Origin of the sequence: Streptomyces roseoviridis (genome assembly GCF_039535235.1) — a bacterium.
GTDB lineage: Bacteria > Actinomycetota > Actinomycetes > Streptomycetales > Streptomycetaceae > Streptomyces > Streptomyces roseoviridis.
The window spans coordinates 3,405,574-3,429,530 of the sequence record NZ_BAAAWU010000001.1; the positions used below are offsets into that span (position 1 = coordinate 3,405,574).

Below are 23,957 nucleotides of genomic sequence, written 5' to 3' on the forward strand. Positions count from 1 at the left end.
ACCGTGCCCCCGGGTCCGCCGCACCGTGGACCGTATTTGTATCCAAGCGCAACAATCCTCTCAGTGGACTAGACCTTTCGGGGGTCAGGCGCGAGACTGTCTGCGTGAGACACGTCATCGCCCTCGATGTGGGCGGCACCGGCATGAAGGCCGCCCTCGTCGGGGCGGACGGCACCCTGCTCCACGAGGCCCGCCGCGCCACCGGCCGCGACCGCGGGCCCGAGGCCGTCGTCGAGACGATCCTCGGTTTCGCCGAGGACCTGCGCGCCCTCGGTCAGGAGCGGTACGGACGCCCCGCCGCGGCCGCCGGAGTCGCCGTCCCCGGAATCGTCGACGCCGCGAACGGCATCGCCGTCTACGCCGCCAACCTCGGCTGGCGCGACGTCCCCCTGCGCGCCCTGCTCAGCGAGCGCCTCGGCCACATCCCCGTCGCCCTCGGCCACGACGTGCGCACCGGCGGCCTCGCCGAGGGCCGCATCGGCGCGGGCAACGGCGCCGACCGCTTCCTCTTCGTCCCCCTCGGCACCGGCATCGCGGGTGCCATCGGCATCGGCAGCGCCATCGAGGCAGGCGCCCACGGCTACGCCGGCGAGATCGGCCACATCGTCGTCCGCCCCGGCGGCACCGCGTGCGGCTGCGGCCAGCGCGGCTGCCTGGAGCGGTACGCCTCCGCCTCCGCCGTCTCCCTCGCCTGGGCCGAGGTCTCCGGCGACCCCGAGGCCGACGCGGCCGACTGCGCCAAGGCCGTCGAGTCCGGCGACCCGTCCGCAACCCGGGTCTGGCAGGACGCCGTCGACGCCCTCGCCGACGGCCTGGTCACCGCGCTCACCCTGCTGGACCCCCGCACGCTCATCATCGGTGGCGGTCTCGCCGAGGCGGGGGAAACCTTGTTCACACCCCTTCGGGCCGCCGTGGAGGAGCGCGTCACCTTCCAGAAGCTGCCCGCCATCGTCCCGGCGGCCCTCGGGGACACCGCCGGCTGCCTGGGCGCGGGCCTCCTCGCCTGGGACCTGCTCGCCGGCCCCGACCACGACCCCGACCACGACGCCGCTCCGGACCACGGCCCCGACCGCGACCCCGCCCACGGCTCCGACCACGACGCCGACCAGCGCCCCACCGACTCGGAGGTATCCGCCTGATGGCCGTTTCCACAGTTCTCGCCGGGGCCCGCGTGGTGCTGCCGACCGGGATCGTCGAGAACGGACGAGTGATCGTCGAGAACGGCCGCATCGCCGGATCCGCCCCCGCGGACGCCCCCGCCCTCGACCTCACCGGCCACTGGGTCGTGCCCGGCTTCGTCGACATGCACAACCACGGCGGCGGCGGCGCCTCCTTCACCTCCGGCACCGTCGACGAGATCCTCACCGGCGTCCACACCCACCGGCTGCACGGCACCACCACCGTCGTCGCCTCCTTCGTCACCGGCGACACCGACTTCCTCGGCCGCCGCGCCGGCCTGCTCTCCGAGCTGGCCGAACAGGGCGAGATCGCCGGCATCCACTTCGAGGGCCCGTTCATCTCCCCCTGCCGCAAGGGCGCCCACGACGAGACGCTGCTGCGCGACCCCGACCCGGCCGAGGTCCGCAAGCTGATCGACGCCGCCCGCGGCCAGGCGCGGATGGTCACCCTCGCCACCGAGCTGCCCGGCGGCATCGACTCCGTACGCCTCCTCGCCGAGCACGGCGTGATCGCCGCGATCGGACACACGGACGCCACGTACGAGCAGACGCGGGCCGCCATCGACGCGGGCGCCACGGTCGCCACCCACCTCTACAACGCGATGCCCGGCCTCGGTCACCGCGCGCCCGGCCCGATCGCCGCCCTCCTGGAGGACGAGCGGATCACCGTCGAGCTCATCAACGACGGCACCCACCTGCACCCGGCCGCCCTGGAGCTGGCCTTCCACCACGCCGGCCCCGAGCGGGTCGCCTTCATCACCGACGCCATGGACGCGGCCGGCTTCGGCGACGGCCGCTACATGCTCGGCACCCTGGAGGTCCAGGTGAAGGACAGCGTGGCCCGGCTCGTCGACGGCGGCTCCATCGCCGGCTCGACCCTGACCCTCGACCGGGCGTTCAAGCGGGCCGTGACCGTCGACCGGCTGCCCGTCGAGTCCGTCGTCCAGGCGATCTCCGCCAACCCGGCGCGACTGCTCGGCGTCTACGACCGGGTGGGCTCCCTGGAGCCCGGAAAGGACGCCGACCTCGTCGTCCTCGACGCGGACTTCGAGCTCAAGGGCGTCATGCGCCGCGGCACCTGGGTGGTTCCGCCCCAAGTGGGCTGATTGCGCATCGCGTTGCGCACCGGCGGCCGGCCCGGGGTCTGGGCCTGCCGCCGTCTCTTTGGCATGATCAGGGCGCTGAAAGGATGCTGGACGCCGACGGCCCCAGCCGGTGACACGAGACGACGGGGGCGGAACGGATGATCCTCACGGTCACCCTCAACACGGCCCTGGACCTGACGTACGAGGTCGCCGCTCTCACCCCGCACAGCTCCCACCGCGTCAGCCGGGTCGTCGAACGCCCCGGCGGCAAGGGCCTCAACGTCGCCCGCGTACTGGGCGCCCTCGGCCACGAGACCGTCGTCACCGGCTTCGCCGGCGGCACGACCGGCGAGACGGTCCGCGCCCTGCTCGCCGCGCGCACCGCGGGGCAGCCGGTCCGCGACGCGCTCGTGCCGACCACCGGTGCCACCCGCCGCACCATCGCCGTCGTCGACGCGTCGAGCGGCGACACCACCCAGCTCAACGAGCCGGGCCCGGCCATCACCCCCGGCGAATGGGCCGCGTTCACCACCCGCTTCACCGAACTCCTCGGCGACGCCCGGGCCGTCGCCCTGTGCGGCAGCCTGCCGCCGGGCATCCACGTCGGCGCCTACGCCGAACTCGTCCGCCTCGCCAGGGCCGCGGGCGTCCCGGTCCTCCTCGACACCAGCGGCGAACCCCTGCGCCGGGGCATCGCCGCCCGTCCCGACGTCATCAAGCCGAACGCCGAGGAGCTGGCCCAGCTCACCGGCTCCCGCGAACCGCACCGCGCCGCCCGTGACGCCCGGCGCCGGGGCGCCCACACCGTGGTCGCCTCCCTCGGCCCCGACGGCCTCCTCGCCGCCACCCCGGACGGCCTGTGGCAGGCGGCCCCGCCCGCGCCCGTGCGGGGCAATCCCACCGGGGCGGGCGACTCGGCCGTCGCCGCCCTGCTCGCCGGCCTCGTCGACGGCACCGACTGGCCCGACCGCCTCGCCCACGCCGTCGCCCTCTCGGCGGCGACGGTCCTCTCCCCCGTGGCCGGCGAGTTCGACGAGCCCGCCTACCGGGAGCTGCTCCCGCGCGTCACCGTCCAGACACCGGCCACGGCTGCCTAGAGCTGCCGGACCAAGAAGAACGGGGCCCCGAAGGGCCCCGCTCGCCAGCCGTCGGCCTCGCTCAGTCGCGGATCTGCGTCTTGCTGATCTTCAGCCAGTCGAAGACCGCGTCGCACTGGTTGCCCGTCTCACACGACAGCTTGATCGTGTTCTGCCCCTGCTTGAGGGTCACCGGCGCCCAGGTGGTCTGCCAGTTCTTCTCCAGGTTCGGGTCCGAGGAGCCGATGAAGTTCTTCAGGCCTATCGGGTTGCTGTTCGCCTTGTCGTTGACGGTCAGCGTGGCGTTCGCGTCCTTCGCGGGGATCGCGTACCGCACGTAGAGGTAGTAGCTCCCGGCCTCGGGCACCTCCGCCTGCCAGGTCACCGACGAGCCGATGGCGTTGAACCCGGTCACGTACGCGCCGTCGGCGCCCTCCGCGCCCTTGATGTCCTTGGCCAGCGCCGCCGAGCCGCCCAGCTTCAGCGTCGCCGCGTCCTGCTGCGGGAGCTCGGCCGGGGGCTGCGTGGAGGAGCTGGGGTCGACGGAGGGGGACTCCGAGACCTGGGTGGGCGCGCCCGTCGGCTTCCCGCCCCCGCCCGCGTCGTCGGACTCGCCGCCCGCGTTGTTGATCACGGCGGCGGTGATGCCGAGCACGACGACCGCGACGACCGCGACCGCGCCGATCAGCAGTCCCTTGGTGTTGGGGCCGCGGCCGCCGCCGCGCGGGGCGGGCTGCGGCGGGCCGGGGCGCTGCTGACCGCCGCCGGGGTAGGTCTCGGGGGCCGCGTACTGCGGGTGCGGCTGGCCGTAGCCCTGCTGGCCGTACGGGGCCTGCTGCTGCGGCACGTGCGCCGCCTGGCCGTGACCGCCGTACTGGCGCTCGCCGACCGTGCGGACCTGGTTGTACGAGGTGCGGGGGACGCCCGGCTGCGCCGCCGGACCCGGGTAGCCGTAGCCGCCGCCCTGGGGCGCCCTGGCCCCCGCCGCCTGCCCGTCCGCGTACAGGTAGCCGAACGGATCGTCGTCCTCCGGCGTCTTCGCGCCGTCGTTTCCGGCAGCCATCCGGGTCACTCCTTTTCCCTGCTCGCCAGCCGTCGCCGACCGGCCGAGCCTACCTCGTACGGCCCTGTCAAGGATTCGGCGATGTGTGGACGAGCGGTGAACGAACCGGCCCGCCGGGGCCTATCCGGCCCGTCGGTGCACCTTGGACCGGGACCGCTTCTCGATGTACATGCGCTGGTCGGCGCTGTTCAGGACCTCTTCGACGGTCATGCCGCACTCGGCCCAGCCGATGCCGAAACTCGCCCCCACGCGCACGGCCCGGCCGTCCACCCGGATCGGCGGAATGATCGCGTTCCGCAGCCGGACGGCGAGGTCGGCGGCGTCGGCGGAGCCCAGGCCGTCGGCGAGGACCACGAACTCGTCGCCACCGAGGCGGGCGACCGTGTCCCCGTCCCGTACTCCCGTGGTCAGCCGGCGGGCCACCTCGATGAGCACGGCATCACCGGTGTGGTGCCCGAAGCGGTCGTTGATCGACTTGAAGCCGTCGAGGTCGCAGAAGAGGACGGCGAGCCCCTTGGTGCCGTCGTCGGTCTCGCCGCCGGTGGGGGCGACGGTGTGGACGTGGTGGTCGTACGCGCCGGCGCCGGCGACCGGCGAGAAGCCGAAGCCGTGCTCGTGCTCGTGGTCGTACTCGTACTCGTACGGCGGCTCGAAGGCGCCGGGGACGGGCACGGAGCCCGCGAGGGGCGGCTCGGCGGCGAAGGGGCGCTCGCAGAGGCGGGCGGAGAGCCGGGAGCGGAGCTCGGCGCTGTTGGGCAGGCCGGTGAGCGCGTCGTGGGAGGCGCGGTGGGCGAGCTGCAGCTCGTGGCGCTTGCGCTCCTCGATGTCCTCGACGTGGGTGAGGAGGAAGCGGGGGCCGTCGGCGGTGTCGGCGACGACGGAGTTGCGCAGCGAGACCCAGACGTAGGTGCCGTCGCGGCGGCCGAGGCGCAGCTCGGCGCGGCCGCCCTCGGCGGAGGTGCGCAGCAGGGTGCCTATGTCCTCGGGGTGGACGAGGTCGGCGAAGGAGTAGCGCCGCATCACGGAGGCGGGGCGGCCGAGCAGCCGGCACAGGGCGTCGTTGGTGCGCAGCAGCCGGCCGTGCTGGTCGCCGCCCATCTCGGCGATGGCCATGCCGGAGGGCGCGTACTCGAAGGCCTGCCGGAAGGACTCCTCGCTGGCGCGCAGGGCCTGCTGCTCGCGCTCCAGGCGGACCAGGGCCCGCTGCATGTTGGAGCGCAGGCGGGCGTTGCTGATCGCGATGGCGGCCTGGGAGGCGTACATCTGGAGGGCCTCGCGGCCCCAGGGGCCGGGGTGGCGCCCGTTGCGCGGGCGGTCGACGGAGATCACGCCGAGCAGCTCGCGGCCGGAGCCGGCGGGTCCGCCCGGGTGGGCGGAGCGCACGCCGGGGGCGTACATCGGCGCGTAGAGCCGGTCGTGGGGGTGCCACTCGTCCTCGAAGCGGGGGGCGGGGCCCTCGGTGTGCCACTGGGGGACGTCGTCCTCGAGGAGCACCCAGCCCTCGGTGTGCGGGATGAAGACGAGGTCGCCCCATGCCTCGCCCATGGCGAGGCGGCGGTCCCAGGAGGCGCGGGAGCCGACCCGGCCGGTGATCAGGGCCTCGGCGGCGGGGCTGCCGGCGAAGGCGGCGACGACGAGGTCGCCGTCGGGGCGCACGAGGTTGACGCAGGCCAGCTCATAGTTGAGCCCCGCGACGATGCCGTCGGCGACGGCCTGCAGGGTGTCCGCAAGGCTGCGGGCGGTGTTGAGGTCCGCCACGACCTGATGCAGCTGCCGCAGGGTCGCAAGACGGACATATGGCTCCGACTCGGTCTCCATTGCTCGCTCTCCCCGAGACCTCGACAGCTGACTCCAGGCTTCTCATCGGCTTCATCGGCTTCGTGGTGCACTGTCTCCGCCACTGAATCACAGCGAGCTGTGCACCCGGTACACAGGGTCAACAAATAGTGGGGTCTGTGACTCAAGTCACAAAGTGTGCGGGGGGTTTGCGAACCCAGCGTGAACGGTGTGGAACGGCCGGGCGAAGCGAGTCCTAGGACCCGCGGGGGACGCCGGTCTGGTCCCGGCGCCCGATGCGGGGGCGTCCGCGGTCGGACTAGCGTGCGAGCGTGCTCCAGAAGACGCTCGCCACCGAGGCCGCCCTCGCCCTCGGGGCCCCCGACGCCCTCGACCTGGCCATCCCTCATGCTGAGGGGGTGAGCGACGAGGATTTCAAGGCAGCGATGTCCCGCCTGGCGGCCGGCGTGGTGCTGGTGACGGCGCACGACCCGGAGGACGGGCCGCGCGGCGAGGACGTCGGCATGACCGCGACCGCCTTCCTCTCCGTGTCCCTCGACCCGCCGCTGGTCCTGGTCAGCCTGCGCAACGGCTCGCGCATGGACGACCTGCTCGACGAGGTGCCCGTGTGGGCCGTCTCCCTGCTCTCCGAGAGCCAGCGCCACGTCGCGGGCCGCTTCGCCATGAAGGGCCGGGTCAGCGACCGGCTGCTGTTCGCGGACGTGCCGTACACCCGCGGCCCGCACAGCGGCGCCCCCCTGATCGGCGGCGCGCTCGCCACCCTCGAATGCCGTACGGAGAGCCGCGTCGTCGCCGGCGACCACACGCTCGTCATCGGCCGCGTGCTCGCCACGAACCTGCCCTCGGCGGAGGGCGGCCCCCTCACCTACTTCCGCGGCAGGTACCGCACGCTCGGCTGACCCGCGCGGCCCCGCGCATGCGGCGCGGCGGGCTCAGCCCCAGTCGCGGCCCTGGCGGCCGCGCTTGGTCTCCGCGCGCTGCTTCTTCTCCCGCAGCCGGCGCTCGTTGATGCCGCGCGGGATCCGCGTCGGACGGCGCGGCTTCGGCGGCGGCGCCGTCGCCTCGGCGAGGAGCGCGGCGAGACGCACGGCGGCGGTCTCGCGGTTGCGCCACTGGGAGCGGTGCTCCGAGGCGCGAACGGTGACCACCCCGTTCACCAGGCGGCCGGCGAGGCGCTCCAGGGCCCGCGCCTTCCAGACCTCCGGCAGTGCCTCGGTCGCCGCCAGGTCGAAGCGGAGCTCGACCTGCGAGTCGCTGGTGTTGACGTGCTGGCCGCCCGGCCCGGACGACCGCGAGAAACGCCACAGGAGCTCGGCCTCGGGCAGCGAGACGGAGCCGCGGATCGGATAGGGACCGGACATGCCCTCCATGTTCCCCGGCCGGCCGGCCGTACGTCACCCTCTTTTCGCGGGGGAACCGCAGCGCTCCGCTCTGCGTTATCCCGTATGCGTCACGCAAGTGACGACACCTCGCAGGACCTGAGAAAGGGACATCCCATGGCTGTAAGCCTCTCCAAGGGCGGCAACGTCTCCCTGACCAAGGAGGCCCCCGGCCTCACCGCCGTCACCGTGGGCCTGGGCTGGGACGTCCGTACGACCACGGGCACCGACTTCGACCTCGACGCGTCCGCCATCGGCGTCGACGCCGCCGGCAAGGTCGTCTCCGACGGTCACTTCGTCTTCTTCAACAACAAGTCCACGCCGGACCAGACCATCGTCCACACCGGTGACAACCGCACCGGCGAGGGCGGCGGCGACGACGAGCAGATCAACGTCAACCTGGCGGGCCTCCCGGCCGGCGTCGACAAGATCGTCTTCCCGGTCTCCATCTACGACGCGGTGAACCGCGGCCAGAACTTCGGCCAGGTCCGCAACGCCTACATCCGCATCGTCAACCAGGCCGGCGGCGCCGAGATCGCCCGCTACGACCTGTCGGAGGACGCGGCCGTCGAGACCGCCATGGTCTTCGGCGAGCTGTACCGCAACGGCACCGAGTGGAAGTTCCGCGCCGTCGGCCAGGGCTACGCCTCCGGCCTGGAGGGCATCGCCCGCGACTTCGGCGTCAACCTCTGACCCGTACGCGTCCTACGACCGCACGGGCCGGGACCCCGACGTCCCCTGACCCGTGCGTGTCCGGGCCCCGGCGCACCGTGCCGGGGCCCTGCGCTTGCCCGGCTCCGTCCTTCCGCGGCGGCTCCGGGGCCGGTCAGTCGGTGGGGCCGGCCGGCTTGCCGTCCCCGTAGAGCCACACGTCCCAGAGCCCGTCCAGGTCCTCACCCGCCACCGACTCCACGTACCGCGTGAAGTCCTCCGTGCTCGCGGTGCCGTGGCGGTGCCCGGCCGGCCAGCCCGCGAGGATCTCGTAGAAGGTGTCGTCGCCGACCTCCTGCCGGATCCGGTGCAGCACCATCGCGCCCCGCTGGTACACGGGCGGGCCGAACAGGTCCTCCGCGGTGGGCGGTTCGGCCGGCGGAAAGGCCCACGCGGCGTCGTTCGCGAAGGCCTTCTCGAAGCTCCGCTGCGCCGGGGTGTTCTCGAAGTCCTCCGCGTAGAGCCACTCCGCGTACACGGCGAAGCTCTCGTTCAGCCAGATGTCCTTCCAGTTCGCGGGCGACACGGAGTCGCCGTACCACTGGTGGGCCAGCTCGTGGACGAGGGTGGAGGTGTCGAAGGAGGCGGCGGAGAACACGGGCCGGGTCTGCGTCTCCAGGGCGTAGCCGAGGTCGTCGTCGCGTTCGACGATCACGCCGGTCGCGGCGAAGGGGTAGCGCCCGAAGTTCTCGGTCCCCCACTCCAGCAGCTCCGGGAGCCGGGCGCGCAGCGCGGCGGTCTCCGCGGCCACGACCGGGTCGACGGCGGTGTGGACCGGCACGGTGCCGAGGGCGGTGCCGGTGGTGATGTCGAAGCGGCCGATGGCGAGGGTGGCGAGGTAGCTGGCCATCGGCTCGGCCGCGTGCCAGACCGAGGTGGTGCGGCCGTCGGCCGTCTTCCGCCGGGAGGTGAGCACGCCGTTGGAGACGGCCGCGAGCCCGGCCGGGACGGTGACGGTGATGTCGTACGCGGCCTTGTCGGAGGGGTGGTGGTTGCCGGGGAACCAGGCCATGGACCCGGTCGGCTGGCCGACCGCGAGGGCCCCGTCCTCGGTCTTCAGCCAGCCCTCCTCGGATCCGTCCGCATCGGTGACGGTCTCGGGCACGCCGTCGTACGTGACGGTGGCGCGGAACTCCGACCCGTCGTCGATCTCGTCGCGCGGCCGCAGGGTCAGCTCGTTCCCGGCCCGGCTGACCGCGGCGGGCGCCCCGTCGACGGTGGCGCCGCGGACGGTCAGCCCGGCGAGGTCCAGGTTGAAGGCGCTGAGGTCCTGGGTGGCCTCGGCGGTGATCTCGGCGCGCCCGTCGAGGCGGCCGGTCTCGGGGTCGTAGGACAGCGTGAGCGCGTAACGGCTCACGTCGTAACCGCCGTTGCCGAGCTTGGGGAAGAGCGGGTCGCGCACGCCGGCGGCGCCCGGGGTGCCGCGCACCCCGGAGCCGGTGCAGCCGGCGGTCAGCAGGGCGAAGGCGAGGGCCACGGCCCCCGCGCGGACTCGGCTGCGTGTGTTCACCGACCGATCCTAAGGCGGCCCGGCTCCGGTCCCGGCCCGCCGGGCGCACGGATCAGCGGCGCCCGGCGGGGGTCCGGGCGCCGCTGAGTTCGGGGGCCGCCGAGCTCGGGGCGACTGAGGTCCGGGGCCGCCGAGCTGGGGGGTGGGGTCCGGTGCCGCCGAGTTCGGGGCGACTGAGGTTCGGGGCGGGCGGTGACGCGGCCGCCGAGCTCGGGGGGGGGGTGACGCGGCCGCCGAGCTCGGAGGGGCGGTGACGGGGTGTCCGTCTGAGGAGACGTCACGCCCGTCCGGACCGGAGCCCGTCAGTCGTTCAGGGAGGCCACGCCCGCCTGGGCGAACTTCTCGTCGAGGTCGCCGGAGGGGGCGCCCGCCACGCCGATGCCGGCGATCGGGCCGCCGTTCGCTGTGACCGGGGCACCGCCCGCGAGGAAGAGGGTGCCGGGGATGTCCTTCAGGTTCGGGGCCTGGGCGAGGCGGCCCGCCAGGACCGAGGTCGGGGCGTTCCAGGAGACGGCGGTGTACGCCTTCTTCACGGCCGACTCGTAGGACTGCGGGCCGGCACCGTCGCCGCGCAGGGTGACGATGGTGGTGCCGTTGCGGTCGACGACGGCGACGGAGACCCGCTGGTTCTCCCTCTCGGCCGCCTTCAGGGCGGCCTGCGCGGCCTCGGTCGCGGCCTCGATCGTCAGGTGGGTGGTCTGGCGCAGGTGGTCGTTGTCCGCGTCGGCCTTCTTGGCGACGGCGGCGGCCGGGGCGGCCTGCGGGGCGGTGGCGTTCGCGGAGACGGCGCCGAAGGTGCCGGCGGCGAGGACGACGGCGGCGGTGGTGCCGAGGAGGAACTTCTTCTTCATGGCGGGCTCCAGGGTGTCGAGGCGGCGGCGGTGTTCCGTTCGCTCTGCCATCGATCCTCCGCCCGGGACCCGGGCCGTCCGGTCCACGTTCCGGCTGCCGTCGGCGAGCGGGACGGTGGACGGAGGGGTCAGCCGAACGGTTGATGCCGACGTGGTCCCCCTGGGCCAGGATGGAACCGAACACCCAGGTCAGAGGCCGGGGCCGCGGCCCCCTGCGAAGACCCGGGCACGGATGCCCGGCGCGAGAGCCGGGCCGGACGCGCGTGGACGAGGTGGACGATGGACCGGGATCCGGACGCCCGCTGGCTGGCGCGCGTCATGCACGTCGCCTTCTTCCTGCTCCTCGGCGCCTCCCTGGCCCGCTTCCTGCTGCGCCACCCCTGGGAGGACCGCAGCCCGTGGATCGTGGCGCTCTCCGGCGCGCTCGCCTCCCTCTACCTCCTCGGTCCGGTCCTCGGCACCCGCGCCACACCCCGCCGGATCGCGTGGCTGGGCACGGTCGTCGCCGTGTGGATGGTCCTGGTGGTGCTGGCACCGAGCTTCGCCTGGTGCGCGGTGCCGTTGTTCTACACGGGCCTGCGCACCCTCCCGCCGCGCGCCGCGCTCGGACTCGTCGCGCTGCTCACGGTCTTCGTCGTCACCGCGCAGGTGCAGTTGTCGCACGGCGGCTTCGACCCGAACCTGGTGATCGCCCCGCCGGCCGTCGCGGCCATCGCGACCGCCGTCTTCGTGCACGCCGAACGGCAGGCCGACCGGCAGCGGGCGCTCATCGAGGACCTCATCCGCACCCGCCGGGAGCTGGCCGCGACCGAGCGGCGCGAGGGCACGCTGGCGGAGCGGCAGCGGTTGTCGATGGAGATCCACGACACGCTCGCGCAGGGCCTGTCGAGCCAGCAGATGCTGCTCCAGGCGGCCGACCGCACCTGGGACAGCGACCCGGCGACCGCCCGCCGGCACGTCCGTACGGCCGAGTCCATCGCCGAACGGAACCTCGCCGAAGCCCGCCGCTTCGTCCACGACCTGGCCCCCGCCGACCTCGCCGAGGGCGGCGGCCTGGAGGAGGCGCTGCGCGGCCTCGCCACCCGTGAGTCGGCCGCCTTCCGGGTCGACGGGACGGCGGCGGTGCTGCCGGACCGGGTGCAGTCGGCGCTGCTGCGGATCGCGCAGGGCGCGCTGGCCAACATCCGCGAGCACGCGGGGGCCACCTCGGCGGCGATCACCCTGACGTATCTGGACGACCAGGTCGTCCTGGACGTCGCCGACGACGGGCGCGGCTTCGACCCGGCGGCGGCGCGGGACGAGGAAGGCGTACGGGGTCACGGGCTGCCCGCGATGCGGGTGCGGGCCCAGCAGCTCGGCGGCACGCTGACGATCGAGTCCACGCCGGGCGAGGGCACCGTGCTCTCCGCCGCGATCCCCCTGGAGGTACGACAGTGAGCGCGACGCCCGTACGGATCCTGCTGTGCGACGACCACGCCGTGGTCCGGGCGGGGCTCCTCGCCCTGCTGGGCAGCGCGCCCGACATCGAGGTGGTGGGCGAGGCGGGCAGCGGCGAGGAGGCGGTCGCGATGGCCGCGCACCTGCGGCCCGACGTCGTCCTGATGGACCTCCAGCTCGGCGCGGGCATCGACGGCGTCGAGGCCACCCGCCGGATCGCCCCGACCGGGGTGCACGTCCTCGTCCTCACCACGTACGACACCGACGCGGACATCACCCGGGCGATCGAGGCGGGCGCCACCGGCTACCTGCTGAAGGCCGAGCGCCCCGAGGAGCTCTTCGCCGCGATCCACTCCGCCGCCCAGGGCCGCACGACCCTGTCCCCGCCCGTCGCCAGCCGCGTCATGGACCGGATGCGGGGCGCCGCGGGCCCCTCGCTGACCGACCGCGAACGCGACATCCTGGGCCAGCTCGCCCACGGCCTCGGCAACCGCGAGATCGCCCGCGCCCTGTTCATCAGCGAGGCGACGGTCAAGACCCACCTGGGCCGCATCTACGCCAAGCTCGGCGTCGACACGCGCGCGGGCGCGGTGGCGGTGGCGAAGGAACGGCGCCTGCTGCCGTAGCGGGGCGGGGCGCAGTACGGCCGGAGGCGGGGGCTGTACAGGCCGGGAGTGGGGAGGGTTCGGGCCTGGCGCGGTACGGGCCGGGAGGGTGGAGGGTTCGGTACGGGCCCGGGGCGGGGGCAGTACCGGCCGGGAGCCGGGACGGTACGGGCCCGAGGCGGTTCCGCGGCCGGCCCCCCGGCCCGCCGCGGGCCCTCTGGCCGCCGTCCGGCCGGGCCCGGCGTTGAGCCGGATGTGCCCCCTTTCGCCCCCTCTTCACCCGCGTGGCCGGACCCGCTCCCCCGACTCCCCCGCGACACGGGATCCGCGCTGCTACCCTGCGTTCCCCTTTCAGCGCAGTGCGTCATGTTCTCGTGGGAGCGCATGTGAAGATCACCATCGTCGGCGGCGGACCCGGCGGGCTCTACCTCTCGATCCTGATGAAGCGCCAGGACCCGTCCCACGAGGTCACGGTCTACGAACGGAACCCGGCGGGCGCCACCTACGGCTGGGGTGTCACCTACTGGGCGGGGCTCCTGGACAAGCTGCGCGCCGGGGATCCGGAGTCGGCCGACGCGATCGTCGCCGCCTCGGTGACCTGGACCGACGGCGTGGCCATCGTCCGCGACCAGCGCACCGTGCACCGCGGCGACGCGGGCTTCGGCATCGGGCGGCGCCGGATGCTGGCACTGCTCGCCGACCGGGCCCGGGAGCTCGGCGTACGGGTCGCGTACGAGCACCCCGTCAGCGGCCCCGACGCCCCCGAGCTCGCCGGCTCCGACCTCGTCGTCGCCGCCGACGGGGTGAACAGCGCGCTGCGCGAAGCGCACTCCGACCGCTTCGGCGCCGAGGTCACCAGCGGACGCAACCACTACGTCTGGCTGGGCACGACCAAGGTCTTCGACTCCTTCAGCTTCGCCTTCAAGGAGACCGCGCACGGCTGGATCTGGTGCTACGCCTACGGCTTCAGCGGCGAGCAGTCGACCTGCGTGGTCGAGTGCGGACCGGACGCCTGGACGGGCCTCGGGCTCGACCGCATGAACGAGGCCGACTCCCTGCGGCTCCTGGAGAAGCTGTTCGCCGACCTCCTCGACGGCGAGCCCCTGATCGGCCGCGGCGAGCAGGCCGGCACCGCCGCACCCGCCCAGTGGCTCACCTTCCGCACCCTGACCAACCGGACCTGGCACCACGGAAACCTGGTCCTCCTCGGCGACGCCGCCCACACCACGCACTACTCGATCGGCGCCGGCACCACCCTGGCCCTGGAGGACGCCCTGGCCCTCGCCGCCGCCCTGCGCGACCCGTCGACGCCCCTGGACGCGGCCCTCACCGCGTACGGCCGCCGGCGCCGCTCCGAGCTCGTCTCGGCACAGAGCGCGGCCCGCTACAGCGCCCGGTGGTACGAGAACCTGCCCCGCTACATGCGTCTGGAGCCGGCCCGGATGTTCGCCCTGCTCGGCCAGCGGCACTCGCCGCTGCTCCCGCACATCCCGCCCCAGCTCTACTACCGGCTCGACCGCACCGCCGAGCGGCTGGAGGCCCTGCGCCGCCTCAAGCGCTGGCTGGGCCCCCGGCTGGCCCGCGCCGCCCACCGCCCCTGACCAACCGCCGACCCCGCCCGCGCCGCCCACCGGCCCTGACCAACCGCCGACCCCGCCCGCGCCGCCCACCGGCACTAACCACGCACCGGCCCCGCCCGCGCCGCCCACCGGCCCTGACCGCGCCCCCACCGCCCGGCAGGGCCGGCCCGTCCGGCATGACACCATCAGTGCGTGCTCGACATCGGCTACTCCCTCTCCCGCCGCTTCCCCGACCCCCCGCAGACCGACTACCGCCGCGCGGACGTCCACGCGCTGCGGCACGACCTGTTCTGCGGTGACGTGTACCTCGCGGACACCGACAAGGACCGTGAAGTGTCCACAGCCTGGGGATGGGTGCCCGTGCTCGACTTCGCGTGGGCGCTGTGCGACATCGTCGAGCAGCTCGACCGCGACCCGCGCGGCAGCCGCGCCGCCCAGCCCCAGTACGCGGAGCTCGACTTCACCGAGTCCTCCGACCGCATGCTCTTCGAGCGCCGCTTCGGCTGGGTGGACGTCGAGGCCGACTGGATGCCGGGCGACGAGCCCCCGCTCACTTTCAACCACGCCGAACTGCGCCGCGAAGCCCGCGACTTCCTGCACGACCTGATCGCCGACCTCACCGACATGCACGAGGGCCTCGCGGACAACCCGGTGGTGTGGGACCTCCAGACACGCTTCCCCCGACTGCCGTAGGCACGCGCACGCACGCCCGCCGGCCCCCGTACGGCTCAGTCCTCCACCCGCACCCCCAACTGCGCCGCGAACAGCGGCGCCAGGTCGATCAGCTGCGCCGCGGAGACCACCGCGCCCGCCAGCGAGTCCACCCCCCGGGCGATCTCCAGGCGCTGGACGGTCCGCAGGTCCACGTCCTTCAGGCTCGCCCCGCCGAAGTCCGCCCCGACGAGCACGCAGTCCCGGAACTCCACCCTCTCCAGGCGCGCACCGCCGAAGTCCGGCTCGCCGAGCACGCACCCCTCGAAGAGGACGTCCTTCAGCCTGGCCGCCCGCAGGTTCAGGTAATCGGCCTTGCCGCCCCGGATCCACACCCTCTCCAGCACGGCCCCGTGCAACTGCGCCCCGCCCAGCCGCGCCTCCCGCACCTCGACGTCCCGCAGCTGCGCCCCCGCCAGGTCCGTGCCCACCCCCCGTACCCCGTCGAGAACGGAGTCGAGGAACCGGGCCGACGTCAGCCGCGCCCCGTCGAGCCCGCAGTCCCGCACCAGGCAGTCCAGAAACCGGGCCCCCGCCCCGTCCTGCCCCGCGAGGTCGAGCCCCGCGAGCTCCACGCCGTCGTAGTCCCCGTCCGGCTCCAGACCGCCGCCCCCGTACGCCTCCAGCGGCGGCAGCCGCACCTCCGGCCGCCTCACCTCCGGAACTCTCCGTCGCTTCATGCCCCCATCGTGACCCACGCCACTGACATCGCCCCCGCCGCGATGTCACGAACCGGCCCGCCCCGCCCGTCCCCTTCGTGAAACCCGACACGAGGAGCCGGAGAGATGCGGAAGATCACGATCGTCGGCGGCGGATTCGCCGGACTGACCGCGGCCGTCACCGCCGCCGAGGCGGGCACCGAGGTCACCCTGTACGAGGCCCACCAGACCCTCGGCGGCCGGGCCCGCACGGCCGCCGGCCCGTACCTGACCAACGAGGGCCCGCACGCCCTCTACAACGGCGGCCCGCACTGGACCTGGCTGAAGCAGCGCGGGCTGCTCGGCCCCCTCGCCCCGCTCCCGCCGCTGGAGGCCGCCAGGCTCCGGTTCCACCACCGGGGCGCCCTGCGCCGCCTGCCGCCGCTCGGCTTCCTGCGCCAGGCTCTCCGCGGCGCCGACCGGGCGCCGGTGGACCTGGACTTCAGGACCTGGGCCGGCCGGCTCGCCGGCCCCGACACGGCCCGCGCGGCCGCCGTGTACAGCGGGGTCGCACTCTTCCACCACGACCCGGGCGCGCTCTCGGCCCGCTTCGTGCAGGAGCGGCTGCACCGGGCCGCGACGGTCCCGCCGGAGGCGCACTACGTCAAGGGCGGCTGGGGGCGGCTGGTCGACCGGATGGCCGGGCGCGCCCGGGAGCTGGGCGTGCGCATCGAGACCTCGGCCCGGATCGACGCCCTCGGCGACCTGCCGCTCGCCGACGGCCCGGTGATCGTCGCGACCTCCCTGCCGGCCGCCGCCCGGCTCCTCGACGACCCGTCGCTGACCTGGGAGTCCGGCCGTACCGTCCTGTTCGACCTGGCGCTGCGGACCCGCAAGGGCGACCCGTTCGCGATCTCGGACCTCGACGCACCGGGATGGGTCGAACGGTTCACGGCCCAGGACCCGGGCCTCGCCCCGGCCGGCGAGCAGCTGATCCAGGCACAGCTGCCGATCGGCCCCGGCGAGTCCCGGGCGGACGGCGTCGCGCACGCGGAGCGGCTGCTCGACCTGGGCTTCGAGGGCTGGCGGGACCGTACGGTGTGGCGCCGCGCGGCCGTCTCCACCGGGCGTACGGGCGCGGTCGACCGGCCCGGCACCACCTGGCGCGACCGGCCGGCGATCGACCGGGGCGACGGGATCTACGTGGTGGGCGACCAGGTCGCGGCGCCCGGCGTGCTGTCGGAGGTGTCGTTCACGAGCGCGGTGGAGGCGGTGTCGCTGGCGCTGCGGCAGCGGGCCCTTGACCTCAACTCCGCTTGAGGTTGAAAGCTGGGCTCCGCCACCGGGTCCGGGGCCCGGGTCACGGAGCCACGGGGCCCGAGGCCGGGGCCGGGGCCGGGGGCACGCCGCAGCACCGCAGTACCGCCGCACCACGCGTACGCGGCACCGCACGACCCCGCGCGTACGCGGCACCGCACCGCACCACGCGTACGCGGCATCACACCGCGCACCCGCCCGCCACCGCCCGCCCACCCACCCGAGCCACAGGGGAGCCACCATGCACGCCATCCGCCTCCACGCCTTCGGCCCCGCCGAGAACCTCCGCTACGAGGAGACCGCCGACCCGGTCCCGGGCCCCGGCCAGGTCCGCATCAAGGTCGCGGCGGCCGGCGTGCACCTCCTCGACACGGTGCTCCGCCAGGGCGAGACGGGCCCCTTCCCCGCCCCCGCCCCACTGCCCACCGTCCCCGGCCGCGAGGTCGCCGGCACGGTGGACGCCCTCGGCGACGGCACCGACCCGGCCTGGCTCGGCCGACGGGTCGTCGCCCACCTGGGCATGGCGCCCGGGGGCTACGCCGAACTCGCCGTCACCGACGCCGCCCGCCTGCACCCCCTGCCCGACCACCTCGGCGAGGCGGAGGCCGTCGCCATGATCGGCACCGGCCGCACCACCCTCGGCATCCTGCAGTTCACCGAACTCGGCCCCGACTCGGTCGCGATCGTCCCGGCCGCGGCGGGCGGCATCGGCACGCTCCTCGTGCAGTACGCCAAGAACGCCGGCGCCACCGTCATCGGCCTGGCGGGCGGCCCGGAGAAGACCGCCCGCGTCGCGGAGAACGGCGCGGACCTCGCGGTCGACTACAAGGAGCCGAGCTGGCCGGAACAGGTCCGCTCCCACCTCGGGGACCGTCGGGCGACGATCGTCTTCGACTCGGTGGGCGGCGACACGGCCCGCGCCGCCGTCGACCTCCTCGGCAAGGGCGGACAGCACCTCGTCTTCGGCTGGTCCAGCGGCACGGAACTCACCCTCACCGAGGAGGAGCAGACCGCCCGCGGCATCACGTCGACGTCGGTCCTCGGCCCCGTGATGCTCCAGAAGGCCGGCGGCGACATCCGCACCCTCGAACTCGCCGCCCTCGCCGCCGCCACCGAGGGCACCCTCCGCCCCGCGGTCCAACCCTTCCGCCTCTCCGAGGCGGCCGCGGCCCACCGCGCCCTGGAGACCAGGGCCACGATGGGCAAGGTGGTCCTGATCCCCTGAGCCTCCCGACCACTGAGGGCCCGTCAGACCCCCAGCACGTCCCAGGAGTGCCCCTTGAACTCCTTCAGGAAGTCGGGGTGGTCCTCCCACATCCGGGCGACGGAGCGCAGCACGTCCCAGTTGTGCTCCAACGCCTGGTCCACCACCTGCCGCAGCTCCGGCGCCGACTCCCGCTTCTCCACGAGCCCGTTCACGGCCGACGCCGCCTGCACCGTGTACCGCAGCGCGCGCAGCGCCCGGGAGGTGTCGTCCATCCCGAACCCGTGATCACTGCCGTTCTCGGGGTCGAAGAGCGGCGTGAGCCGCGCCTCGATGAAAGCGGTGATCCGCTCGAACCGCTGCTGAATGTCCATGTCCATGCCCCCCTTCCTACCGTCTCGCCGGGTCTCCCGCCGAACCGGCCGGCCAACGCCGGTCCCCCGCCGCCGACGCCGGCACCCGTCCCGCCGGCTCGCGCCGCCGGCCCGCGAGCGCCCCTGGCCCTACGCCCTCGTCCCCAGCTCCTTCAGCGCCGCGTCCGTCAGCCGGTAGACCGTCCACTCGTCCTGCGGACGGGCGCCCAGCGACTCGTAGAAGGCGATCGAGGGGGCGTTCCAGTTGAGGACGGACCACTCCAGGCGCTCGTAGCCGCGCTCCACGCAGATGCGGGCGAGCTCGGCGAGCAGGGCCCTGCCGTGGCCGCCGCCGCGGAGGGCGGGGCGGACGTAGAGGTCCTCCAGGTAGATGCCGTGGACCCCGCGCCAGGTGGAGAAGTTGAGGAACCACAGGGCGAAGCCCGCCACCTCGCCGTCGGCGGTCTCCGCGATGTGGGCGTAGGCGGCGGGCCGTTCGCCGAAGAGGGCCTCGTGGAGCTGCTCCGGAGTCGCGCGGGCCTCGTCGAGCGCCTTCTCGTAGTCGGCGAGCTCGCGGATCATCTGGTGGACGACGGGAACGTCGGCAGGCGTGGCAGTACGGATCATGGAGTCAGAGTGCACCGGATCACCCCCGCCGGGCCAGCAGGTTCCGCGCGATGGACACCTGGTCCGGGTCGAGGGCCGGCTCACCGTCCTCGACGTCCCACAGGCCGTTCTGCAACACCCGGCCCAGGGTCCAGGCCACGGCCCGCCCTCGGTCGAGGCCCAGGTGCTCGGTGAGCAGGTCGAAGCGCCACAGCACCTCCCCGGGATCCGGCACACCGCCCCCGGCCCCCGCCCCGGCCCCCTTCCCGGCCCCGGCCGCGCCCCCGGACCCGGCCTCGTCCCACAGGTCGGTGAGCGCCGGGAGCAGGTCGAAGCCCGGATCGCCCGCCAGCGGCTTCGGATCGATGGCCAGCCACGGCTCCCGCTCGGAGGCCAGGATGTTGTCGTAGTGCAGGTCCCAGTGCAGCAACCGGTCCCCCGGCTCGCCCATGACCTCCCGTACCGCCGCCGCACAGTCCCGCAGCAGCGCCGCGTCCTCGGCCCCCAGCCGGGCCGCGGCCGCCGGGGTCGCCGCCACCATGTCCGCCGCGACGTCACCGAGCCGCCGCAGCCCGGGCGGCGCCGGGACCGCCACCAACCGGCGCAGCAGACCGGCCAGGATCCGCACCGCCTCCCTCGAGTCCCCCAGCGTCGACAGGTGCCGCGTCTCGTCCGCCCGCTCCAGCAGCATCGTGCCCGTGCCCGGGTCGTGCTCCAGGAGCCGAACCGCCCCCGCGCCGTCCCAGGTCCGCAGCGCGACCGGCTCCCCCTCCGACTCCTCGTCCAGCAGCTGCAGCTTGAGCGCGGCCGGCACACCGTCCCGCGTCACCGGCAGCACCAGCGAGGCCACCCCGTACAGGGACGGCCCCGTCACCCGCAGCCCCCACCGGCCGAGGAACTCCTCCGCCCGCCCCGGCAGCGCGGCGACGAACGCCCGCCCCGCCTCACCGTTGTACCGCGCCTGCGACGCCGCCAGTTCCGCCGGAATCTCGATCACCCGACCGACCCTAAACTCCACCGCCCCCGGTAACCTCCCGCCCACGGACCCGGAAGAGGGATACACATGAGCAGCACGGTCAACGGCGGCATCTCGTTCTGGTACGCCCAGGAGGGCGCCGCCCCGCCCCGCGAACCGCTGCCCGGCGACCGCACCGCCGACGTCTGCATCGTCGGCGGCGGCTACACCGGCCTGTGGACCGCCTACTACCTCAAGAAGGCCGTCCCCTTCCTCGACATCACCGTCCTCGAATCCGCCTTCTGCGGCTACGGCGCCTCCGGCCGCAACGGCGGCTGGCTCTACAACGGCATCGCCGGCCGCGACCGCTACGCCCGGCTGCACGGCCACGAAGCCGCCGTACGCCTCCAGCACGCCATGAACGACACCGTCACCGAGGTCATCGACGTCTGCGCGGCCGAGGGCATCGACGCCGACATCCACCGCGGCGGCGTCCTGGAGGTCGCCCACTCCCCCGCCCAGCTCTCCCGCCTCAGGGAATTCCACGCCGCCGAGCTCACCTTCGGCGAGAAGGACCGCGAACTGTACGGCGCCCGCGAAACCGCCGAACGCATCCGCGTCACCGGCGCCGTCGGCTCCACCTGGACCCCGCACGGCGCCCGCCTCCACCCGGTCAAGCTCGTCAAGGGCCTCGCCACCGCCGTCGAGGCGCTCGGCGTCACCATCCACGAATCCACCCCGGTCACCGAGATCCGCCCGAAGCACGCCGTCACCCCGTACGGCACGGTCCGCGCGCCCTACGTGCTGCGCTGCACCGAGGGCTTCACCGCCTCCCTCGCCGGGCAGCGCCGCACCTGGCTCCCGATGAACTCCTCCATGATCGCCACCGAGCCGCTGACCGACGCCCAGTGGGACTCCATCGGCTGGAACGGCATGGAAACCCTCGGCGACATGGCCCACGCCTACATGTACGCCCAGCGCACCGCCGACGGCCGCATCGCACTCGGCGGCCGGGGCGTCCCCTACCGCTACGGCTCGAAGACCGACAACGACGGCCGCACCCAGCCACGGACGATCACCGCCCTGCGCGAGATCCTGATCCGGTTCTTCCCGCAGCTCGCGGGCGTCGGCATCGCCCACGCCTGGTCCGGCGTCCTCGGCGTGCCCCGCGACTGGTGCGCCACCGTCACCCTCGACCGCTCCACCGGCCTCGGCTGGGCGGGCGGTTACGTCGGCTCCGGCGTGGCCACCACCAACCTCGCCGCCCGCACCCTGCGCGACCTCATCCAGCAGGACTCCGGCCAGTCCGGCCCCACCGACCTGACCACCCTGCCCTGGGTCGACCACCGCGTGCGCAAATGGGAGCCGGAACCACTGCGCTGGCTCGGCGTCCAGACGATGTACGCGGCCTTCCGCGGCGCCGACCGCCGCGAATCCACGGCCCGCACGACCACCACCGACCGCGTGGCAACCCTGGCCAACCGCCTCAGCGGCCGCTGACCCGGCCGCCGGACCTGTGGTGCCGCCCGGGAGGGGGCACCACAGGGCCCCTCCTCACTCCACCTCGATCCCGAAATCCCCCACCAGCTCGGCGAGCCCCCCGCGGTACCCCTTCCCACCGAGGACGAAGTCCCAGTCGCCGCCCTCCCGCCGCCGGAACGAACCGAGCACCAGCGCGGACTCGCCCGCCCGCCCCTCCGACACCCTCAACCGGTCCAACTCCGCACCCGAGTCGTCCCGCAGGACGATCCCCGCCTCCACGAACCCCGCCAGGTCCGCCTCCGGGTTCACCTCCGGATCCACCGCCGCCACCAGCACGAGCCGGTCCGCCCGCCGAGGCAGGGCATCGAAGCCCACCCGTACCGCCGCCTTGTCACCCCGCGGGGCCGTCACCATCGCCACCGAGCCGTCCGGCGTCGCCGGGTTGTTGAAGAACACGAACCACTCGTCCCCCAGCACCCGGCTCCCCGCACACACCAGCGCACACACATCGAGCGCCACCGACCCCGACCACACCATGCCGAGGAGATTGAACCCCTCGTCCTGCTCGGCCGGCGCCTCGGCCACGGCCACCCGCTCCACGGCCCCCGTCCCGAGCCGCCCCCGAAGCCCGTGCTGATGCAGCAGATCCACCAGCTCCGTCCCCGAGATCAGCGTCAGCGGCTTGCCATTGGCGAAGGTGTACGACCCCGGGCCGAACTTCGACGTCGTCACCAGGACACCCTTGTTCGCCCCGGCGTCCTGCACCGTCCCGAACAGGTCCCGCACCGCGCTCGGCGGCACCGTGTTCCGATACCGCTTCACCTGCACGACGATCGACCCGCCACTGATCGGATCCGGATCCAGCGCCCGGACGTCCACCCCACCGTCGTTCGACCGCTGCGTCGTCACCGCCTGCAGCCCACGGGCCCGGAACAACTCGGCCACCAGCCCCTCGAAGGCAATCGGATCCATCGCCAGCAGATCCGGCTCCTCACCGTCCCCGTGCGACACCACCTCCGACCCCACCCGCTCCGGCGACAACAGCGGCAGCACGGCCACCCGCTCGTCCGGCTTCGCCGACAGACGCCCCGACAGCGCACCGGTCATACAGTCCACCGCGCTGACCAGCTCCAGGTTCAGCTGCTCGAAGACCGACCGCTCCACCGCCACCGACGCGACACAGACCCGGCCCGCCACCCCGGTCGCCGGATCCACCCCCTCGACGAACCCGTTCAGCGCCACCGACTCCAGGGCTCCGAAGCGATCCCCCACGAAAAGCTCCCGGAGAGCCAGCAACACACACTGCGCCAGCACATCCCGGTACAGAGCCCGCCGCTGCGTGACGGGCCGCGCGACCTCCTTCTCCTGGTCCGTGCTCGGCAGGTACTTGATCCCCTTCGCCGCCGGCACCACCTCGTACCCCGGCAGCTCCCAGTCGAGCACCAGACGCCGGGCCTCCCGGTCGTACGCCGCCGACACCTCCCGCGGGAATCCCTCGGGCCAAGCCCCCGACGCGTACAGAACCGCCGAGAAGAACTCCACCACCGTCTCCGGCTCCCCGGCCCGCAGGGCCTCCACCATCGCGGCGATCCCCCCGTTGTGCTCCCGGATCTCCGCAAGCCGCGCAGCAGCCCACTCGTCGTACTGCCGCCGATACGCGGCCAACTGCTCGACCCGCCGCGCCTCGGCCGCCTGCGCCGCATACCAGTCCCGCTCGAAGGCCGCCCGAGCCTCCTGCTCCTCCTGCGCCCGCCCCGCCGCCGTCCAGGCCGCCCCTCGCGGCCGGTAAAGACGCTGGTCCGGCATCGCCACCGGCTCCGCAAGCCGCCCCGGCGCAAAAGGCTCGATCTCCTCCGACTGCCGCAACGACTCCACGCCCAGTGGCACCTGCCGACAGCCCGAGCTCAGCATCCCCTCCAGCAACGCCACCCGCTCGTCCAGCTCCCGCGTCCGCCGCAACGCATCAGCGTCCCGGTGCCGCCGGTACTCCGCCCGCTGCTCGCGCTGCATCCGCGCCACATCACGTTCGTACGACCGCTGACTCCGCTCGGCCTCCCGCTGCCGGCGCACCACCGCCTGCAACTGCCCCTCGCGCTCCCGCTGCGCCACCCGCTGCGCCTCGGCCCAAGCCCCGATCAACCCACTGGAACGCCGGCCCATCCGCCGCACCCCTCCCCGGAAAACACCCCTCGCGCACACACCCCCGTAACGCACAAGTGTCCCGGACCTGAGAGGTCCGGGACACGAGTTCGGTGGAGCCCCCTGTCGGATTCGAACCGACGACCTATGTATTACAAGTACATCGCTCTGGGCCGGACTGAGCTAAGGAGGCACGCCTCACGACGCTCTCGCGCGCGAAGCACGACCACTCTACACAGCGGCGCGAACCGCCATGAATAACTTCGAGATCACCGTAACC

The 23,957-nt window shown here is 73.9% G+C and carries 22 protein-coding genes and 1 tRNA gene; 12 read left to right on the top strand and 11 right to left on the bottom strand.

Features of this window, described 5'->3' with window-relative positions:
* Nucleotides 1-104: 104 nt before the first annotated feature.
* The 3 genes from ABD954_RS15370 (at nucleotide 105) to ABD954_RS15380 (ending at nucleotide 3,360) form a co-directional block, all read left to right on the top strand.
* On the top strand, nucleotides 105-1,139 hold the full coding sequence (locus ABD954_RS15370) for an ROK family protein (RefSeq protein ID WP_345486599.1): 1,035 nt from the start codon (nucleotides 105-107) through the stop codon (nucleotides 1,137-1,139).
* On the top strand, nucleotides 1,139-2,284 hold the full coding sequence (gene nagA / locus ABD954_RS15375; RefSeq protein ID WP_345486600.1) for an N-acetylglucosamine-6-phosphate deacetylase: 1,146 nt from the start codon (nucleotides 1,139-1,141) through the stop codon (nucleotides 2,282-2,284). The genes ABD954_RS15370 and nagA overlap by 1 nt, the downstream gene beginning before the upstream one ends.
* A gap of 137 nt (nucleotides 2,285-2,421) precedes the next feature.
* On the top strand, nucleotides 2,422-3,360 hold the full coding sequence (locus tag ABD954_RS15380; RefSeq protein WP_345486601.1) for a 1-phosphofructokinase family hexose kinase: 939 nt from the start codon (nucleotides 2,422-2,424) through the stop codon (nucleotides 3,358-3,360).
* A gap of 61 nt (nucleotides 3,361-3,421) precedes the next feature.
* Here the strand turns inward: ABD954_RS15380 and ABD954_RS15385 are convergent, their stop codons facing one another.
* A complete protein-coding gene (locus tag ABD954_RS15385) occupies nucleotides 3,422-4,402 on the bottom strand; it encodes a CBM35 domain-containing protein (RefSeq protein ID WP_345486602.1) in 981 nt (326 codons plus the stop codon).
* A gap of 120 nt (nucleotides 4,403-4,522) precedes the next feature.
* Nucleotides 4,523-6,220, bottom strand: coding sequence for a diguanylate cyclase CdgB (cdgB, locus tag ABD954_RS15390; RefSeq protein WP_345486603.1), 1,698 nt, complete (start codon nucleotides 6,218-6,220; stop codon nucleotides 4,523-4,525).
* Between the two features lie 290 nt (nucleotides 6,221-6,510).
* Here cdgB and ABD954_RS15395 point away from each other — a divergent pair, with 290 nt between their 5' ends.
* A complete protein-coding gene (locus tag ABD954_RS15395; RefSeq protein WP_382745554.1) occupies nucleotides 6,511-7,098 on the top strand; it encodes a flavin reductase family protein in 588 nt (195 codons plus the stop codon).
* A gap of 33 nt (nucleotides 7,099-7,131) precedes the next feature.
* Here the strand turns inward: ABD954_RS15395 and arfB are convergent, their stop codons facing one another.
* A complete protein-coding gene (arfB, locus tag ABD954_RS15400) occupies nucleotides 7,132-7,569 on the bottom strand; it encodes an alternative ribosome rescue aminoacyl-tRNA hydrolase ArfB (protein ID WP_345486604.1) in 438 nt (145 codons plus the stop codon).
* A 126-nt stretch (nucleotides 7,570-7,695) separates the two neighbouring features.
* Between arfB and ABD954_RS15405 the strand changes: the two genes are divergently transcribed.
* Nucleotides 7,696-8,271: a TerD family protein gene (locus tag ABD954_RS15405; protein ID WP_345486605.1), complete on the top strand. Its 576-nt coding sequence runs from the start codon at nucleotides 7,696-7,698 to the stop codon at nucleotides 8,269-8,271.
* A gap of 133 nt (nucleotides 8,272-8,404) precedes the next feature.
* Here ABD954_RS15405 and ABD954_RS15410 read toward each other — a convergent pair whose 3' ends face one another.
* Both ABD954_RS15410 and ABD954_RS15415 read right to left on the bottom strand, forming a co-directional pair.
* Nucleotides 8,405-9,799 carry a M1 family metallopeptidase gene (locus ABD954_RS15410; protein ID WP_345486606.1) on the bottom strand — a complete coding sequence of 465 codons (1,395 nt, stop codon included), beginning with the start codon at nucleotides 9,797-9,799 and terminating at the stop codon, nucleotides 8,405-8,407.
* A 302-nt stretch (nucleotides 9,800-10,101) separates the two neighbouring features.
* Nucleotides 10,102-10,650 (bottom strand): GlcG/HbpS family heme-binding protein, encoded by a 549-nt coding sequence (locus ABD954_RS15415; protein WP_345492207.1) that lies wholly within the window; start codon nucleotides 10,648-10,650, stop codon nucleotides 10,102-10,104.
* A gap of 279 nt (nucleotides 10,651-10,929) precedes the next feature.
* Between ABD954_RS15415 and ABD954_RS15420 the strand changes: the two genes are divergently transcribed.
* The 4 genes from ABD954_RS15420 to ABD954_RS15435 all read left to right on the top strand — a co-directional run bounded on the left by ABD954_RS15420 (nucleotide 10,930) and on the right by ABD954_RS15435 (nucleotide 14,965).
* Entirely contained in the window at nucleotides 10,930-12,087 is a 1,158-nt protein-coding gene (locus ABD954_RS15420) for a sensor histidine kinase (protein ID WP_345486607.1), read from the top strand.
* A complete protein-coding gene (locus ABD954_RS15425; RefSeq protein WP_345486608.1) occupies nucleotides 12,084-12,713 on the top strand; it encodes a response regulator in 630 nt (209 codons plus the stop codon). Before ABD954_RS15420 ends, ABD954_RS15425 begins: the two co-directional genes overlap by 4 nt.
* A 365-nt stretch (nucleotides 12,714-13,078) precedes the next feature.
* Nucleotides 13,079-14,293, top strand: a complete 1,215-nt coding sequence (locus tag ABD954_RS15430) for an FAD-dependent monooxygenase (protein WP_345486609.1) — start codon at nucleotides 13,079-13,081, stop codon at nucleotides 14,291-14,293.
* Nucleotides 14,294-14,464: 171 nt separating this feature from the next.
* Nucleotides 14,465-14,965, top strand: a complete 501-nt coding sequence (locus ABD954_RS15435; RefSeq protein ID WP_345486610.1) for a hypothetical protein — start codon at nucleotides 14,465-14,467, stop codon at nucleotides 14,963-14,965.
* A 35-nt stretch (nucleotides 14,966-15,000) separates the two neighbouring features.
* On the opposite strand, the gene ABD954_RS15440 is transcribed toward ABD954_RS15435, so the two are convergent.
* Nucleotides 15,001-15,663, bottom strand: a complete 663-nt coding sequence (locus tag ABD954_RS15440; protein ID WP_345486611.1) for a pentapeptide repeat-containing protein — start codon at nucleotides 15,661-15,663, stop codon at nucleotides 15,001-15,003.
* 105 nt (nucleotides 15,664-15,768) lie between these two features.
* Between ABD954_RS15440 and ABD954_RS15445 the strand changes: the two genes are divergently transcribed.
* Nucleotides 15,769-16,941, top strand: a complete 1,173-nt coding sequence (locus ABD954_RS15445) for an NAD(P)-binding protein (RefSeq protein ID WP_345486612.1) — start codon at nucleotides 15,769-15,771, stop codon at nucleotides 16,939-16,941.
* A 238-nt stretch (nucleotides 16,942-17,179) separates the two neighbouring features.
* Nucleotides 17,180-18,163 carry a zinc-binding dehydrogenase gene (locus ABD954_RS15450; protein WP_345486613.1) on the top strand — a complete coding sequence of 328 codons (984 nt, stop codon included), beginning with the start codon at nucleotides 17,180-17,182 and terminating at the stop codon, nucleotides 18,161-18,163.
* 23 nt (nucleotides 18,164-18,186) lie between these two features.
* On the opposite strand, the gene ABD954_RS15455 is transcribed toward ABD954_RS15450, so the two are convergent.
* The 3 genes from ABD954_RS15455 to ABD954_RS15465 form a co-directional block, all read right to left on the bottom strand.
* The gene (locus ABD954_RS15455) at nucleotides 18,187-18,522 is read right to left on the bottom strand and encodes a hypothetical protein (protein ID WP_345486614.1); all 336 of its coding nucleotides are present in this window, start codon (nucleotides 18,520-18,522) and stop codon (nucleotides 18,187-18,189) included.
* A 123-nt stretch (nucleotides 18,523-18,645) separates the two neighbouring features.
* Complete coding sequence (locus tag ABD954_RS15460) at nucleotides 18,646-19,122, bottom strand: GNAT family N-acetyltransferase (RefSeq protein WP_345486615.1); 477 nt, start codon at nucleotides 19,120-19,122, stop codon at nucleotides 18,646-18,648.
* Between the two features lie 19 nt (nucleotides 19,123-19,141).
* Entirely contained in the window at nucleotides 19,142-20,119 is a 978-nt protein-coding gene (locus ABD954_RS15465) for an aminoglycoside phosphotransferase family protein (RefSeq protein ID WP_382745552.1), read from the bottom strand.
* A 45-nt stretch (nucleotides 20,120-20,164) separates the two neighbouring features.
* Here ABD954_RS15465 and ABD954_RS15470 point away from each other — a divergent pair, with 45 nt between their 5' ends.
* Entirely contained in the window at nucleotides 20,165-21,556 is a 1,392-nt protein-coding gene (locus ABD954_RS15470; RefSeq protein ID WP_345486617.1) for an NAD(P)/FAD-dependent oxidoreductase, read from the top strand.
* Nucleotides 21,557-21,610: 54 nt separating this feature from the next.
* Here ABD954_RS15470 and ABD954_RS15475 read toward each other — a convergent pair whose 3' ends face one another.
* Both ABD954_RS15475 and ABD954_RS15480 read right to left on the bottom strand, forming a co-directional pair.
* Nucleotides 21,611-23,698, bottom strand: a complete 2,088-nt coding sequence (locus ABD954_RS15475; RefSeq protein WP_345486618.1) for a restriction endonuclease — start codon at nucleotides 23,696-23,698, stop codon at nucleotides 21,611-21,613.
* Between the two features lie 93 nt (nucleotides 23,699-23,791).
* A tRNA-Thr gene (locus tag ABD954_RS15480) sits at nucleotides 23,792-23,870 on the bottom strand.
* Between the last annotated feature and the right edge of the window lie 87 nt (nucleotides 23,871-23,957).

Coding starts and splice junctions, on each gene's coding strand:
- ABD954_RS15420 (WP_345486607.1), top strand. CDS start 10,930: ATGGACCGGGATCCGGACGCCCGCTGGCTGGCGCGCGTCATGCACGTC.
- ABD954_RS15380 (WP_345486601.1), top strand. CDS start 2,422: ATGATCCTCACGGTCACCCTCAACACGGCCCTGGACCTGACGTACGAG.
- ABD954_RS15415 (WP_345492207.1), bottom strand. CDS start 10,650: ATGAAGAAGAAGTTCCTCCTCGGCACCACCGCCGCCGTCGTCCTCGCC.
- cdgB (WP_345486603.1), bottom strand. CDS start 6,220: ATGGAGACCGAGTCGGAGCCATATGTCCGTCTTGCGACCCTGCGGCAG.
- ABD954_RS15460 (WP_345486615.1), bottom strand. CDS start 19,122: ATGATCCGTACTGCCACGCCTGCCGACGTTCCCGTCGTCCACCAGATG.
- ABD954_RS15470 (WP_345486617.1), top strand. CDS start 20,165: ATGAGCAGCACGGTCAACGGCGGCATCTCGTTCTGGTACGCCCAGGAG.
- ABD954_RS15475 (WP_345486618.1), bottom strand. CDS start 23,698: ATGGGCCGGCGTTCCAGTGGGTTGATCGGGGCTTGGGCCGAGGCGCAG.
- ABD954_RS15405 (WP_345486605.1), top strand. CDS start 7,696: ATGGCTGTAAGCCTCTCCAAGGGCGGCAACGTCTCCCTGACCAAGGAG.
- ABD954_RS15455 (WP_345486614.1), bottom strand. CDS start 18,522: ATGGACATGGACATTCAGCAGCGGTTCGAGCGGATCACCGCTTTCATC.
- nagA (WP_345486600.1), top strand. CDS start 1,139: ATGGCCGTTTCCACAGTTCTCGCCGGGGCCCGCGTGGTGCTGCCGACC.
- ABD954_RS15445 (WP_345486612.1), top strand. CDS start 15,769: ATGCGGAAGATCACGATCGTCGGCGGCGGATTCGCCGGACTGACCGCG.
- ABD954_RS15385 (WP_345486602.1), bottom strand. CDS start 4,402: ATGGCTGCCGGAAACGACGGCGCGAAGACGCCGGAGGACGACGATCCG.
- arfB (WP_345486604.1), bottom strand. CDS start 7,569: ATGGAGGGCATGTCCGGTCCCTATCCGATCCGCGGCTCCGTCTCGCTG.
- ABD954_RS15440 (WP_345486611.1), bottom strand. CDS start 15,663: ATGAAGCGACGGAGAGTTCCGGAGGTGAGGCGGCCGGAGGTGCGGCTG.
- ABD954_RS15450 (WP_345486613.1), top strand. CDS start 17,180: ATGCACGCCATCCGCCTCCACGCCTTCGGCCCCGCCGAGAACCTCCGC.